A 15,206-nucleotide genomic window follows, 5' to 3' on the forward strand; every position below is an offset into this window, starting at 1 on the left:
CCTCCACGTGCTCGACCGCGCCGTGACGACGCGGCGGCGGTCCCCCCGCCGTTGCCGTGTCCTCGAGGCGCGTCGGCGACGCGGCGGCGGCTCCCCGGGGCGCGTCGGCGACGCGGCGGCGGCTCCCCGGGGCGCGTCGGCGACGCGGCGCTGCACGCCGGCGCGCGTCCCCCCACGCGGCGCTGCACGCCGGCGCGCGTCCCCCCACGCGGCGCTGCACGCCGGCGCGCGTCGCCGACGGCCGCCTCCGAGAGCCGCGGCAGCTCGCCCGAGGGACGGCGCGCCCGGCCGCCGCGAGAGCAAGCTTCTCGCCGACCGCTACCGATCTCCCGCTGTCATCGCATCATGATCTCTACTTGTTCCTCGTCACGTGGATCACGGCGGCGAGGCACATCTCGTCGAGGGTGCTCTCGCCGAGGCGCACGTCCACCGGGGCGGGGAGGTGCTGCTCCTTCAGCGCCTTCGCGAGGAATGGATTGCTGTTCGAGTTGTCGTAAGTGCAGCGCATCGTCAGCAGATCGCCGCCGAGGAGCCGCGGGAGCTCCTCGACGGGAGCGTCGTAGTAAAAGCCGCGCTGCCACGAGAAGTCCCACCTCGGCGTCTGCACCAGGCACTGCTCCGCCGGCTCGCCGGCGGCGGCCTCGTCGCGCTCGAGGGTGACCTTCATGTCCGTGCCGACATAGTGCATGTGCGTGCCGGCGCCATAGAGGTACGTCTCCGCGAGAGACACCGTGGCGGGCAGCCTGAACTGCATCGTCTCGACATGGTCCTTCGCGCCGGCGGGGATCCGGAACTCGGCGCCATCCGTGTCGTTCGGCCCAGGGAGGAGGCCGCGCCCCTGCGCGAACGGAGACTCGAAGTTGCCGATCAGCGCGATGCCCATGAGCCACTCCGGCACGCCCTGCGTGAAGCGCAGCTGGAGGCGCGTCGAGTCGGGCTCGGCCGTCGTCCCGGCAGGGTGGTAGTGGACCTGCATCACCAGCCGCGCGCCCGCGGGGAGCTCAGCGCCGATGTTCGGCTCGAGCGCCAACGGGACGCCCCCCGGCGCCCACGCGGCGACGAGCTCGCCCGAGAACCCGGAGCCGCCGAAGCAGTCGTATCCGCCGTGCTCGTCCGCGAGCGCGTCGGACGCCCCCTCCTTGTCGAGGTACACGAGCGCGTGGTGCACTACCTTGCTGTTGCCCGGCACGAGGTGCACGCCGTTGATGTACCGCGTCTCCGTGAGCCCAGGGTCCATCACGAAACACCGGAACTGATCGGCGTCGCCGCTCGCGACGAACGGCTCCTTCGGCGCGATCTCCAGCTCGACGCCGGGCAGCCCCGGCGCCTCGGCCACGAACGGGGGCGGCGCGTCCGCCGGGTCCCCCTCGGGAGCCCCCGCGGCGGCCCACGACTCGAGGGTCGCTATCTCCTCCTCCGTCAGCCGGAGATCGTCCTTCCAGCCGAGAGGAGGCTGGCACTCATCCGTCTCCATCGCCCCCCACGGCGGCATCGTGCGCTCTCGCGCCGAGCGCGCGAGCAGGCTGGCCACGCTGCGCGCGGAGTCGTACTCCGTCAGGCTGAACGGGGCGATGTTGCCGGGGGAATGGCAGCTCATGCAGTGCTCCTGGAGCAGCGGCTCGACGTCTCGATGGAACGTCGGCGAGGCCGCCGTCGAGCCCGGCGCTTCCTCGCGGGAGCACCCCAGAAGGAACCCCGGCGAGAGCGCGAGCAAGGTGAGCACGCCAGATGTCGAATTTCGCATGTAACTCCTCTTCAATAGCCGTCGTCGCGTTCAATAGCCCCCGTCGCACCGACGCGCCGCCGAGAGCACAAATGCCTCGCCGCCACACGGCAGGGCTCGCCAGGCACCGACCGGCACAATCACACGATTACAGTAACACGGTTCATCTTCCCAGCACAGGTGCCTGGAGACGGGGAGAGACCTCAGCACGGGCCAAAGGGTTCCCGGGGCGGACCGACGGCGGTGGGCGCGACGCGGTATCGACGCGATAGACGGCTGTCCACCGGCGTGGGCGCCAGCACGGCCGGCGGGTGACGCTGCGCGGCGCTCCCCTATCCCGCGGCCTCGAGCTCGATACATCCAGGACACAGCGAGGCACTCACATCGCGACACCCAGGACACAGCGGCTTTGCAGCGGATACGAGGGCTGTAGACGCCGTTAAGCCCCTGGGCTCCACTTCTCTTATGGCGCACGACAGGAATCTTCTGCGTCCTCGGTTCGCCTCGCTGTTCGTCCGGATAACGCCCATCGTCCCCTTGCTGGCGCTCGTCGCCTCGCTCGCAGCGACCGGCTGTGCGGACGGCTCGGAGGTCCCGACCGCGGGGCCGTCCGGCGCCGGCGGCGCGAGCGGCAGCGGCGGCGCGGGCGGCAGCGGCGGCGCGGGCGGCAGCGGCGGGGGCAGCGCCGGGAGCGGGAAGCTCGAGCTCTGCGTGCTCAACGACGGAGGCCCGACGGGCGCGTGCGCGAGCCCGGAGGTCCTCGACTTCGAGGCGGTGCCGGCCGGGAAGCAGCGGACACGCCTGTTCCGCATAGAGAACCAGACCGCAGGGGACGTCGTCTTCACCGAGACCTCCGTCGCCAGCGCGGACTTCGCCGTCGAGGCGGTGCGTTATGAGCCCGATGCGGCGAGCCCGGGCGCCTGGACCCGCGCCGCCGCGGCGCTTCCGGCGCTGAGCGAGCCGGGCGGCGCGCTCTATTTCGAGGTGACGTTCACCTCGACGGGCGTCGCGGGGCCGCTGCCCGCCGATCGGGTGATCGTGGAGGCCGAGATCGGCAGCACCAGCACGCCGGACGTCGTGGTGCCCGTCATCGGCCGATCGAACAGCTGCCCGGTGGGGACCGGCGCCTGCGACGACGAGCCGGACAACGGCTGCGAGACCGATCTCCTGACCAGCGCGGCCCATTGCGGCGCGTGCGGCCAGCTGTGCGTCTCGCCCAACGGGACCACCGGCTGCATCGACGGGATATGCACCGTGTCCTCGTGCACCGAGAACCACGCGGACTGCGACGGGAACGCCACGAACGGCTGCGAGGCCAACCTGCTGACCGACGTGGCGCGGTGCGGGGCGTGCGGGACCGACTGCCGCAAGGAGCACACCGAGTCGTTCTGCAACGGGGGCAACTGCAACATCATCGGCTGCGCGCCGGACCACGCCGACTGCGATCTCGACGCGCTGACCGGCTGCGAGACCGACCTCCTGACCAGCGCCGCCCACTGCGGCGGCTGCAACATCGCCTGCGACCTCGCCCACGCGAGCGAGGCGTGCGCGGCGGGCGCGTGCGAGTTCGGGGCGTGCGACGACGGCTACGCCGACTGCGACGACGACCTGACGAACGGCTGCGAGGCAGACCTCAGGGCCAGCCTCGCCAACTGCGGCGGCTGCGGCGTCGCGTGCGCCATCGCGAACGCCGCCGAGTCGTGCCTCGGAGGGAGGTGCGTCATGGGCGCGTGCGACGAGGGGTTCGCGAGCTGCGACGGAGACGCGGCGAACGGCTGCGAAATCGACACGCGCACGAGCCTCGCGAGCTGCGGCGGCTGCAACATCGCCTGCGCCCTCCCGAACGCCGCCGAGTCGTGCCGCGGCGGCACCTGCGTGCTCGACGCCTGCGACGACGGGCACGCGAGCTGCGACGGGAGCGCGGCGAACGGCTGCGAGGTCGACACGCGCACCAGCCTCGCGCACTGCGGCGCCTGCGGCGCGGCGTGCGCCCTCGCGAACGCCGCGGAGTCGTGCGTCGACGGCGCCTGCGTGCTCGACGCCTGCAACGCGGGGTACGCCGACTGCGACGGCGTGGCGGAGAACGGCTGCGAGGTCGACACGAACCGCAGCGCCGCGAGCTGCGGCGGCTGCGGCGTCGTGTGCGCCATCGCGAACGCCGCCGAGTCGTGCCTCGGCGGGACGTGCGTGATGGGCGCGTGCGACGAGGGGTTCGCGAGCTGCGACGGGAGCACGGCGAACGGCTGCGAGGTCGACACGCGCACCAGCCTCGCGAACTGCGGCGGCTGCAACATCGCCTGCGCTCTCCCGAACGCCGCCGAGGCGTGCCTCGGCGGCACCTGCGTGCTCGGCGCGTGCGACGAGGGGTTCGCGAGCTGCGACGGGAGCGCGGCGAACGGCTGCGAGGTCGACACGCGCACGAGCCTCGCGCACTGCGGCGCCTGCGGCGCGGCGTGCGCCCTCGCGAACGCCTCGGAGGCGTGCGTCGACGGCGCCTGCGTGCTCGAGGCCTGCAACGCGGGGTTCACGGACTGCAACGGCGTCGCGTCCGACGGGTGCGAGATCGGCACCGCGGCCGATCCCGCGAACTGCGGCGCCTGCGGCGCGGACTGCGCCGACGCGATCCCGAACGCGGTCGTCGGGTGCAGCGCGAGGACGTGCACGTTCGGGGGCTGCCTGCCGGGGTTCTACAATCTCGACGGGTCGCTCGCGAACGGCTGCGAGTACGCGTGCACCTTCGTGAGCGCCGAGGACCTTCCCGACGACGCCTTCGTCGACGCGAACTGCGACGGGATCGACGGCGACGCGAGCCTCGCGATCTTCGTGGCGAACGGGGGGAACGACGCCAACGCGGGCACGCGGCTCGCGCCGAAGGCCACGGTCATGGGGGGCATCAACGGAGCGCTGCTGACCGGGAAGACGCAGGTCTACCTCTCGGAGGGGGACTACGTCGGCCGCGTCACGCTCTCGAGCGGCGTGTCGCTCTACGGCGGCTACAGCGCGGCGCTCGGCTGGGCGCGCTCGGCCACCGCCATCGCCGTGGTGCGCTCGGGGAGCACGGTGGGGGGCTACGTCGCGGCGGTCGAGGGCCAGAACATCAACGCGCCCACGACGATCGACCGGCTGACGATCCAGACCACGAACACGAGCTGGGCCGGCCTGTCGAGCTACGCCATGCGATGCGTCAACTGCACCGCGGTGACGCTGAGGAACAGCCGGCTGGAGGCCGGGGCGGCGGGACCGGGCGCGACGGGCGCGAACGGCGCGAGCGGGACGGCGGGCGGAGGCGGCGGCAACGGCGCCGTGGGCTCCTGCGACGGCACCGGCGTCCGCACCGGCGGCGCGGGGGGAACCTCGACCTGCGATTCCGTCAGCCGCAACGGCGGCAACGGCGGCAACGGCGGCGCGCAGGGGACACACGCCGGCCTCCCGGGCAGCAATGGCAGCGGAGGAGCGCCCGGCGGCAGCGGAGGCGCAGCCGGGAGCGACTCCGCCGGACGGGACGGCAACCCGGGTCAGAACGGCGCCGGCGGGACGGCCGGCCTGAACGGCGCGTCAGGCAGCACCGGGGGGACCGTCACCGGCGGCCTCTGGCAGGGCCGAGCGGGCGTCGCCGGCGTGGCCGGCACCCACGGCCACGGGGCCGGCGGCGGCGGCGGCGGCGGCGCGCAGGGCGGCCTCTCCGTCGTCGACGGCGCCGGCAACGGCGGGGGCGGCGGCGGCGCGGGCGGCTGCGGCGGCCTCGCGGGCGCCGGCGGCGGCGCGGGCGGCGGGTCGTTCGGCCTCTTCCTCGTGAACTCGACGGGCTTCCGGCTCGTCGCCAACCAGATCTCCAGCGGCAACGGCGGCGCCGGCGGCAGGGGCGGCACCGGGGGCAACGGCGGCGCCGGAGGCACCGGCGGCGCGGGCGCGACGCTGTGCACCGACGAGGTCGGCGCCGGCGGCAACGGCGGCACCGGCGGCGGCGGCGGCAGGGGCGGCCATGGCGGGGGCGGCGCGGGCGGCATCTCGTACGGCGTCTACCGCGTCAGCACCTCGGTGGTGCTCACGGGCAACGTCGTCGCGCACGGCTCGGGGGGCACGGGCGGCACCTCCCCGGGCAACGTGGGCTCGGCGGGCGCCTCGGGCAACGTGAACTGAGCCGTCGAGACGGCAGCGCGGCGGCCCAGGCGAGCCGCCGCGCTCCGACCCCGTCAGGCCTCGCCCTGGCTCAGTGGACCTCGTTGTGGCACGTGGCGCTGCAGTCGTCGCCGCTCGCGGTGTTGCCGTCGTCGCACTCCTCGAACGCCATCTGCTGCACACCGTCGCCGCAGTGCGGGCCGAACACGCAGCCCTGAGCGCACTCGCCGTAGCCGCCGTCGTTCTCCCCGTCGTCGCACTTCTCGTCCGGCGCCTGGGTCACGCCGTCGCCGCAGCGCGGGCCGTACACGCAGCCCGGCGCGCACTCGCCGTAGCCGCCGTCGTTCTCCCCGTCGTCGCACTCCTCGCCGAGCTCCCGCTGCACGCGCCCGTCGCCGCAGACCGCGCCGATCCGGCACCCGAGGCAGCCCATGCTGCCGTCGTTCACCCGGTCGTCGCACTCCTCGCCCCACTCCTCCTGGGTGATCCCGTCGCCGCAGTTCGCCGCGTCGCGGCACTCCGGCGTGCAGCCGCCGTAGCGGCCGTCGTTCACGCCGTCGTCGCACGTCTCGTCCGGCGCCTGGACGACCGCGTCGCCGCACCGCGGCCCGATCAGGCACTCCGACGTGCACCCGCCGTAGCGGCCGTCGTTCACGCCGTCGTCGCACTCCTCGCCGAACTGGCTGTCGATCTCCTCGTCGCCGCAGCGGGGAGCCGCCACGCAGCCCGGCGCGCAAGCCTCCGAGCCGTAGCCGCCCAGGTTGGTGCCGTCGTCGCAGATCTCGTACGGCGAGGTCGTCACCCCGTCGCCGCAGTAGAGCCCCAGCGTGCAGCTCGTCGAGCAGTTCCCGTACCCGGGGCCGTTCTCGCCCCCGTCGTCGCACTGCTCGTCGGGCGTGACGATGCCGTCGCCGCACACGGGCTCGCAGACGGACGAGGCCGCGTTGAAGCCGCCGAGCGTCAGCTTGTAGCTGGACGCCGTGGTGTGGCGCTCCGCCTGGAACACGACGACCTCGTAGACACGCCCCTTCGTGAGGCCGAGGTCATCCATGAGCACCGTCCCGCGATCGTCCTCCACGCCGTCGATCTCGCCGGTCCCCATCGGGGTGTGAATGCCGCCGAGGTCGATGCGGAGCCGGTTGTTGATGAACACCCAGACGTCGTCGTCCCCGTAGAAGTCGAGCCGCTCCCCGCCGTGGTACTCGAACCAGGTGCGGACCTCGCTCGTGAAGTAGAAGTTGTGATTGCCGGCCACGGCCCAGTCGTTGAACGGATCGCGCGCCTCGCGGCTCGCCTCGCGCTGCGCCGCCGGCACCGACGCGGCCTGCCAGCCCCTGCCGTCGAGCGGGAAGAACCCGTGATCCTCGAACAGGAACACGTTCGACGTCCCGACGCGCTGGAGCGGGAGCCAGTCCAAGACCGTCTTCGAGAGGGACGAGTCGTTGTACCAGCCGTTGAAATCGGCCGCGTTCGTGAGGAAGGCGTTCGGTCGCGCCGCGGCGAACTGGGGCTTGTCGTCGGCGCCCAGGAGCGGCTGCACGATGCCCGGGACGATATCGTCGACCGGCGGATTGGTGCCAGGCTCGAAGTTCGGCTGACCTGCCTTGAAGTCGCGGTACACGATCGGCACACGGAGCTCGTCGCCCAGGGTCGAATCGTTCCTGCAGCTGTACCCCGGCTCGATCGTGCACGCGCTCGAGCAGCCGTCGCCGCTCCTCGTGTTGCCGTCGTCGCACTCCTCGCCGCCGAGGCGCAGCCCGTCGCCGCAGGCCGACGTGCACCCGCTGTCGCCGCAGTCCGGCTCGACCTGGCAGAACGGCGTGCAGCCGTCGCCCAGGTTGGCATTGCCGTCGTCGCACGGCTCGGAGCCCTCCCGCTTCCCGTCGTTGCAGACGGTGGCGCGGCAGGTGTAGCCGCCGGGCGCGGGCTGGCACACGAGGCCAGGCTCCCACTTGCAGGCGGCGTCGCACCCGTCGCCCAGGGTCGAATTGCCATCGTCGCAGTCCTCGCCCGCGACGACCCGCCCGTCGCCGCAGACCGCCGTGCAGCGGCTCCCCGCGCGCGCGCAGTCGAACCCGGCCTCGATCCCGCAGGTCGACGAGCAGCCGTCGCCCGAGATCTTGTTGCGGTCGTCGCACGCCTCGCCCACGCCGATCTGGCCGTCGCCGCACACCACGGTGAACGTGCAGCGCACGCCGTCCGGGCATATCCAGCCGGCCTCCACAAGGCAGCTCGGCGAGCAGCCGTCGCCCGGCTCCGTGTTCCCGTCGTCGCACCGCTCGGACGGCCGCAGGCGGCCGTCGCCGCAGCGCTCGACAGGCTTGCAAGGCTGCCCCGGGACAGGGCACGTGATGCTGCCGGGGTCCTCCAGCGCGCAGACCTCGGAGCACCCGTCTCCGGACACCGCGTTTCCGTCGTCGCAGGTCTCCCCGCCCGAGACACGCGCGTCACCGCACGAGTGGAGCCGGTAACACGGCTCCCCCGGCTTCCGGCAGATCCAGTCGCCCGGCTCCCGCTGGCAGCGATCGTCACAGCCGTCGCCCGAGGCCGTGTTCCCGTCCTCGCAGCTCTCGCCAGGCTCCACCGCGCCGTTGCCACAGGCGATCGTCGTGTGACAGAGCTCCCCCGGCTCGCAAACGCAGTACGGCTCCACCTTGCAGGCGCCAGAGCAGCAGTCCCCGGGGAGGCTGTTCCCGTCGTCGCACGCCTCGCTCCCCTGGTTGATCTCGCCGTCGCCGCACGCCGGCTCCACCGCGTCGCACTCCGGCGGAGGATCCGGCGATTCGCAGGGATCGCCCCCGCCGCCCCCAGCCCCACCCGATCCGACGGTAAGGAACCCGCCGAGGCCCCCGGAGCTGTCCGATCCGCCGGTGCCCGCAGCCTCGCCGCCGCCCGCCCCGCCCTCGCCGCCAACGCCGCTCCCTGCGCCGCCCTCGCCGCCGTCATCGCCCCCGCAAGCGACGAGCGGACCGGCGAGCGCGACGAGGAGCACGTAAGTAAGTCTGTTTCCAAAGCCCATCGACGCCACCATCCCAACTCGCTTCAGAAGAGCGTCACGCTGTCCAAGCCACGCCGCGAGGCGCCTCGACCGACGAGGTGCACCTTCGGAGATAGCGTGCGCCCACGTCCCACAGGCACGCGTGCGCATCGACATGTGGGTCGCCCTCGTTCCTACATCATCGCACCGCAACCGCCTCCGTGGAGCAAGCGAATTTCACGCTGTAGCGGGATCCCGACACGCCGCTCATCGAGGAGCGACGGGATCCGTGAACGGCGCGGCGTCGCGGCGGCACAGCGGCACGTGAAAGACGGCGGCGCTCGGGCTTGACATCCCGGCCCCCGCGCCGCGCCCTGCCTCACCCCGCTGCGCCGTCGCCATCTCGCCCCCCGGACGCGGCGAACGGCTGTAACCTGGCCGCGGGCAAGCGGAGACCCGCGCGGATTCGAGCGGGGGCGGGCCTCTGGGCTGACCACACGGAGCATGCATGGTGTCGACAGGGGCCTTGGACGGCGCGGCCCGAACGGCGGGGGCTCCCCCCCCGCAGGCGGCGGAGCCGCTGGATGGGGGCAATTACGAGGTCATCCGGCGGCGGCTCGTCGAGCGCGCCGAGGAGCTCGGCCGCCGCGCCGACGCGCTCAACGCGCGGCGAAAGCAGGTGTTCGGCGGCACCGACCTCGCGCTCCTCGAGAACGCCCGCGTCAGGACCGAGAACAACTGCCTGCCGCGCGACGTCGTGAGCATCCGGGGCAAGCTGCTCGTCGGCTACTTCGTGTTCATGGGGCTCAAGGAGGTGAACGTCGGCGACGTCTTCAGCCTCCACCGCTTCGCGAAGGACGGCGGCGCCTTCGACCTGTCCCCCGCGCCGCTCGACGAGGGGGACGCGTTCCTCGGCGACCCCAATTTCGTCAAGGAGTTCAAGGACCTCCACCGCTACGTCAAGGAGCCCCGGCTGCTCCAGCTGCGGCGCAGCGACACGCGGCTGCTCGCCATCTTCCAGGTCGGCGCGACCGAGCGCGACACAAAGGTGTTCCGCTGGAGCATCGACGCGACCGGGCGCGTCCGGTACCTCGACGCGCGCGGCGACGAGGACAACGTCCGGCCGCGCGCCCACGACTTCGCCTGGACGCAGGCCACGCGCGACGACCACGTGCAGGGCAAGCACCCGCACGTCGCCATCCTCGGCGAGATCTTCGTCGAGACGGTCGGCGGCGACCTCACCGTCAAGATCGAGAACAACACGACCACGGGGCTCGGCATCTACCGCGAGCCGGTCGACGACGCGGGCCAGGCGCTCGACGACGCGGACATCCAGTACGCCCGGCTCGGGCCGCTCATCCTGCTCAAGATCAAGCCGTTCCGGGAGCCCTCGTACCGCTACCTCGTCTACAACGGCCGCACCCGGAAGGTCACGCGCATCGACGCGATCGGCCTCGCTTGCCTGAGCCTCCCCGAGGACCAGGGGATCGTCTTCCCGAACGGCTACTACCTCATCACGGGCGAGACGAAGCGCTTCGAGGGCAGCACCGAGAGCCTCGTCTTCGAGCGGGTCCTCCGCTCGCCGAACGGGGAAGACGTGCTCTACGTGTTCCACCACGTCGTGGAGGGGCGCTACGTGCTCTTCCCGTACAACCTGATCCGCAAGGAGATCGCGACGCCGATCCAGTGCCACGGGTACAGCCTCTTCGACGACGGCAAGATGATCATCTTCCGGACGTCGGGCGAAGAGGCGACCCGCGTCCACCCGATGCAGATCTGGCAGACGCCGTTCATGACGGCGGAGTTCGCGGCGTCGGCGCCGACCGACGGCTCGTACCTCGCGAAGGTGGGCAACGCCGACCTCGTGCGGGGGATCTCCGACGCGCTCAGCATGCGGCGCGCGGCGCTGGACGGGTCGCCGACCCGCCAGACGTACGAGGATCTCATCAAGACCGCCGAGCGGATGACCGACGCCTACTACTGGCTCGGCCACGCCGAGGCGGGCGATCTCCTGTCGATCGTGAGCGAGCTCCGGGGCGTCTCCGAGAGCATCGTCGACGAGTTCGAGAAGGTCGAGGGCATCAAGGCGCGCGCGGCGGCCGCGCTCGCCGAGACCGAGGCGGCGCAGCGGCAGCTGCTCTCCGGGGTGCGGCCCGAGGACGCGGCGAGCGTCGACGCGTTCCTGAGCGCCCTGACCGCGCTGCGGCGGCAGCGGGGGCACCTCATCACGCTCCGCGAGCTCAAGTACATGGACCTCGGCCGCGTCGACGCGCTCGAGGCCGAGATCGTCGCGCGCGGCGACGAGGTGAGCCGCGCGTGCGTGACGTTCCTCCTCGGCGAGCAGGCGTTCCGCCCGCTGGCCGACCGGCTCGCGGGGCTCATCGCGAAGATCGAGGCGGTCGCGAAGTCGCCCGAGCTCGCGCCGTTCGCCGCGGACCTCGACGCGGTGAACGAGGGGCTCTCGGTCCTCGCCGAGATCGTGGCGAGCCTCAAGGTCGACGACCCCACGGCGCGGACCCGGATCCTGGAGGGGATCAGCGAGGTCTACGCGCAGCTGAACCGCGCGCGCGCGACGCTGAGCGCCCGCGGCAGGGACCTCCGGGGCGCCGAGGGGCGCGCCGAGTTCGGCGCGCAGTTCAAGGTGTTCGGCCAGAGCGTCTCGAGCGCGCTCGCGGTGTGCGACACGCCCGAGCGCTGCGACGCCGAGCTGTCGAAGCTGCTCGTCCAGCTCGAGGAGCTCGAGGGCAAGTTCGGCGAGTTCGACGAGTTCCTGGGCGAGCTCGCGGCCAAGCGCGAGGAGGTGAACGACGCGATCGCGGCGCGCCGGCAGGCGCTGCTCGACGAGCGGCAGCGGCGCGTCTCGAACCTCGTCGCGGCGGCGGACCGGATCGTCCAGGGGGTGGCGCGGCGGGCGCGCACCTTCGCGGGCGTGGACGAGCTCAACACGTACTTCGCGTCCGACGCCATGGTCGCGAAGCTCCGCGATCTCGCGGCCGATCTCCACGCGCTCGGCGACAGCGTGAAGGGGGACGAGGTCGAGGCGCGGCTCAAGTCGGCGCGGCAGGACGCGCTCCGGGCGCTGCGCGACCGCGAGGACCTGTTCGAGGGCGGCGGCGACGTCATCAAGCTGGGCCGCCACCGCTTCAACGTGAGCACGCAGGCCCTGGAGCTCACGCTCGTCCCGCGCGGCGACGGGCTCGCGCTGCACCTCACCGGGACCGACTTCTTCGAGCCGATCGAGGACCCGGCGCTCGAGAGCGCGCGCGACCTCTGGGGCCAGGAGCTCGCGAGCGAGACCCCCGAGGTCTACCGGGGCGAGCTCCTCGCGGGCTCGATGCTCGCGGACGCGGAGGCGGGGCGCGGCGGGCTGTCGATCGAGCGGCTGCGCGAGGCGTCGCTCGGCCCGGGCGGGCTGCTCGGCGCGGTGCGCGCGTACGCGGAGGGCCGGCACGACGAGGGCTACGAGCGCGGCGTCCACGACGCGGACGCGGCGCTGCTCCTGGAGAAGCTGCTCGCGCTGCGGTCCACGGCGGGGCTCCTGCGCTTCGGCAGCGCGCCGCGGGCCCTCGCGTGCCTGACCTGGGCGGGGCTCGACGCGCGCGCCCGGGACCTCGCGCACCGGCGGGCGCGGAGCCTCGGCCGGCTCGCGGCGCAGCTCGGCGAGGGCGAGGCGCGGGCGTCGCTCGCGGCCGAGCTCGCGCAGCTCGTGGTCGCGGCGGCGGCGGCGCACCGGCTCACGGCGGACGTGAGCAGCGCGGCGGACGTGCGGGTCGCGGGGCGGTACCTCGTGGAGGAGCTCGCCGCGGAGCGCCCCCGGTTCGTGACGAGCGACGACGCGCTCTCGCTGCGCGACGCGCTGCTCGCGCGCCTCGACCTCGAGGGGGGCCGCGCGGCGTTCGAGGACGACCTCCGGCAGCTCGAGAAGCACCCGGCCGAGCGGCTGGAGCTCGCGCTCGCGTGGCTAAAGGGCTTCGCTTCGAAGACCCCAGCGCAGGCCCACCTCGCCCTGGAGGCGGCGGTGATCGTCGTGACGGAGCGGCAGATCGAGCGGGAGCCGAGCGGGGCCGTGACCGAGGCGCGCGTGGAGGGGCTGCTCGGGCAGCACCCGCGCATCAAGGAGCGGGCGATCGCGCTCCGGCTCGACGAATTCCTGAGCAGGATCGAGGACTTCCTGCACGAGAGGGCGCCGCGCTACCGCGCCTACAGGAAGGTGCGGAGCGAGATCGCGGAGCGGGAGCGGAAGCGGCTGCGGCTCGAGGAGTTCGCGCCGCGGGTGCTCACGTCGTTCGTGCGCAACCGGCTCATCGACGAGGTGTACCTGCCGCTCGTCGGCGCGAACCTCGCGAAGCAGCTCGGCGCCGCGGGCGACGGGAAGCGCACCGATCTGATGGGCATGCTGCTGCTCATCTCGCCGCCGGGCTACGGCAAGACGACGCTGATGGAGTACGTCGCGAGCAAGCTCGGCCTCGTGTTCATGAAGGTGAACGGGCCGTCGCTCGGCCACGAGGTGACGTCGCTCGACCCGGCCGAGGCCCCGAACGCGACCGCGCGCCAGGAGGTCGAGAAGATCAACCTGGCGTTCGAGATGGGCAACAACGTGATGCTGTACCTGGACGACATCCAGCACACGAACACGGAGCTGCTCCAGAAGTTCATCTCGCTCTGCGACGGGCAGCGCCGGATCGAGGGCGTGTGGCGGGGCAGGACGAGGACGTACGACCTGCGCGGCAAGAAGTTCTGCGTGGTGATGGCGGGCAACCCGTACACGGAGTCGGGCGCGCGGTTCCAGATCCCGGACATGCTGTCGAACCGGGCCGACACGTACAACCTCGGCGACATCCTCGACGGCAAGGAGGCGCTGTTCGCGCTGAGCTACCTGGAGAACGCGCTCACCTCGAACCCGACGCTCGCGCCGCTCTCCGGGCGGGCGCCGGGCGACACACACAAGCTCATCCGGATGGCGCAGGGCGAGGCCATCGCCGCGACGGAGCTCGAGCACGCCTACTCCGCGGCGGAGGTCTCGGAGATGGTCGCCGTGTTCGAGCGGCTCTTCCGGGTGCAGAAGGTGCTCCTGTCCGTGAACCTCGAGTACATCCGGAGCGCGTCGCAGGACGACGCCTTCCGGACGGAGCCGCCGTTCAAGCTGCAGGGCAGCTACCGGAACATGAACAAGCTGGCCGAGAAGGTCGTGGCGGCGCACACGCCCGAGGAGGTCGACCGGCTCATCGACGATCACTACGTGAGCGAGTCGCAGACGCTGACGACGGGCGCCGAGCAGAACCTCCTCAAGCTCGCCGAGCTGCGCGGCCGGATGACGCCGGAGCAGGCGGCGCGGTGGGACGAGATCAAGAAGGGCTTCGTGCGCATCAAGCGCATGGGCGGCAAGGAGGACGACCCGGTCGTGCGCGTGACCGGAACGCTGTCGATGCTGGGCGAGCAGCTGGAGGGCATCCGCGGGGCGATCGGGAAGGCGGCCGCGGTGGCGCAGGCGGGGGACGCGCGGGCGCGGGAGATGAAGCAGTGGCTCGCGCCAGAGATGGAGCGGCTCTCCGCGGCGCTCAAGGGGGTGGCGCAGCCGAGGGTCGACGTGAAGGTCGAGACGGACCGCTCGGTGTCGGAGTTCGTGGGGCACCACCTGTCGCTCGTGGAGCGGCTCGTGGCGCCGCTCGCGAAGGCGACGACGCAGAGCGCGTTCGGCATCCGGGCGATCGAGGCGCAGGTCTCGGAGCTGGCGCAGGGGCTCCGGTCGCTCGAGGACAAGGTCCGCGCGGCGGCGCGCCCGCAGAGCCAGCCGCCGCCGCCGCGCTTCGAGGCGCGGATCGGGGCCGCGTCGCCGGCGAACTTCTACCGGACGGCGCCCGCGGCCGACGTCGTGGACAACGGCGGCATCTTCGTGCCGACGTTCCGTCCGCCGCCGGCGCGCGGGACGACCGTGGCGCTCAAGATCCCGTTCGCGGAGGGCGGTGAGATCGAGGCGGTGGCGGTGGTCGAGTGGACGCGCGAGGCGGAGGAGGAGGGCCCGCCCGGGTTCGGTGCGCGCTTCGTGCGGCTCTCGGGCGAGCAGCGGGAGCTCGTGGAGGGGTTCGTGCGACAGCGGGAGCCGATGCTGCTCGGGGCGTGAGGGAGCCCACGGAGACGGCGCGCGCGCGCTCCACGGGTGATGCCGCGCGCGCGCTCCATCGGCGACGCCGCGCGCTCGCGCGCGCAGGGTAGAGCACGGCGAGGTGCTCCAGCGCGGAGGTATGCGACCCGAACACAGCACCCGAGCTGAGCCGACGCTGCACGGCGCTCGTCCCCGCGACCGAGCGGGCGATCGAGCGCGGCGGGCGTCGATATGAGGAGTAGAGGGGCCTCCCTCGTGCGTGATATCACCGTGCCGACGCGTAT

The 15,206-nt window shown here is 72.8% G+C and carries 4 protein-coding genes; 2 read left to right on the plus strand and 2 right to left on the minus strand.

Going from position 1 to position 15,206, the window contains the following annotated elements; translation table 11 throughout:
* Window positions 1-352: 352 nt before the first annotated feature.
* Entirely contained in the window at window positions 353-1,744 is a 1,392-nt protein-coding gene (locus WME90_RS27465) for a hypothetical protein (RefSeq protein ID WP_437274969.1), read from the minus strand.
* Window positions 1,745-2,188: 444 nt separating this feature from the next.
* Between WME90_RS27465 and WME90_RS27470 the strand changes: the two genes are divergently transcribed.
* Window positions 2,189-5,863 (plus strand): hypothetical protein, encoded by a 3,675-nt coding sequence (locus WME90_RS27470; RefSeq protein ID WP_437274970.1) that lies wholly within the window; start codon window positions 2,189-2,191, stop codon window positions 5,861-5,863.
* 70 nt (window positions 5,864-5,933) lie between these two features.
* On the opposite strand, the gene WME90_RS27475 is transcribed toward WME90_RS27470, so the two are convergent.
* Window positions 5,934-8,861, minus strand: a complete 2,928-nt coding sequence (locus tag WME90_RS27475) for a DUF4215 domain-containing protein (protein WP_437274971.1) — start codon at window positions 8,859-8,861, stop codon at window positions 5,934-5,936.
* 466 nt (window positions 8,862-9,327) lie between these two features.
* On the opposite strand from WME90_RS27475, the gene WME90_RS27480 reads away from it, so the two are divergent.
* On the plus strand, window positions 9,328-14,940 hold the full coding sequence (locus tag WME90_RS27480; protein WP_437274972.1) for a DNA repair ATPase: 5,613 nt from the start codon (window positions 9,328-9,330) through the stop codon (window positions 14,938-14,940).
* The last annotated feature ends 266 nt before the right edge of the window (window positions 14,941-15,206 follow it).

It is taken from the genome of Sorangium sp. So ce375 (genome assembly GCF_051473855.1).
Taxonomy (GTDB): Bacteria; Myxococcota_A; Polyangia; order Polyangiales; family Polyangiaceae; genus Sorangium.

Coding starts and splice junctions, on each gene's coding strand:
- WME90_RS27480 (WP_437274972.1), top strand. CDS start 9,328: ATGGTGTCGACAGGGGCCTTGGACGGCGCGGCCCGAACGGCGGGGGCT.
- WME90_RS27475 (WP_437274971.1), bottom strand. CDS start 8,861: ATGGGCTTTGGAAACAGACTTACTTACGTGCTCCTCGTCGCGCTCGCC.
- WME90_RS27470 (WP_437274970.1), top strand. CDS start 2,189: ATGGCGCACGACAGGAATCTTCTGCGTCCTCGGTTCGCCTCGCTGTTC.
- WME90_RS27465 (WP_437274969.1), bottom strand. CDS start 1,744: ATGCGAAATTCGACATCTGGCGTGCTCACCTTGCTCGCGCTCTCGCCG.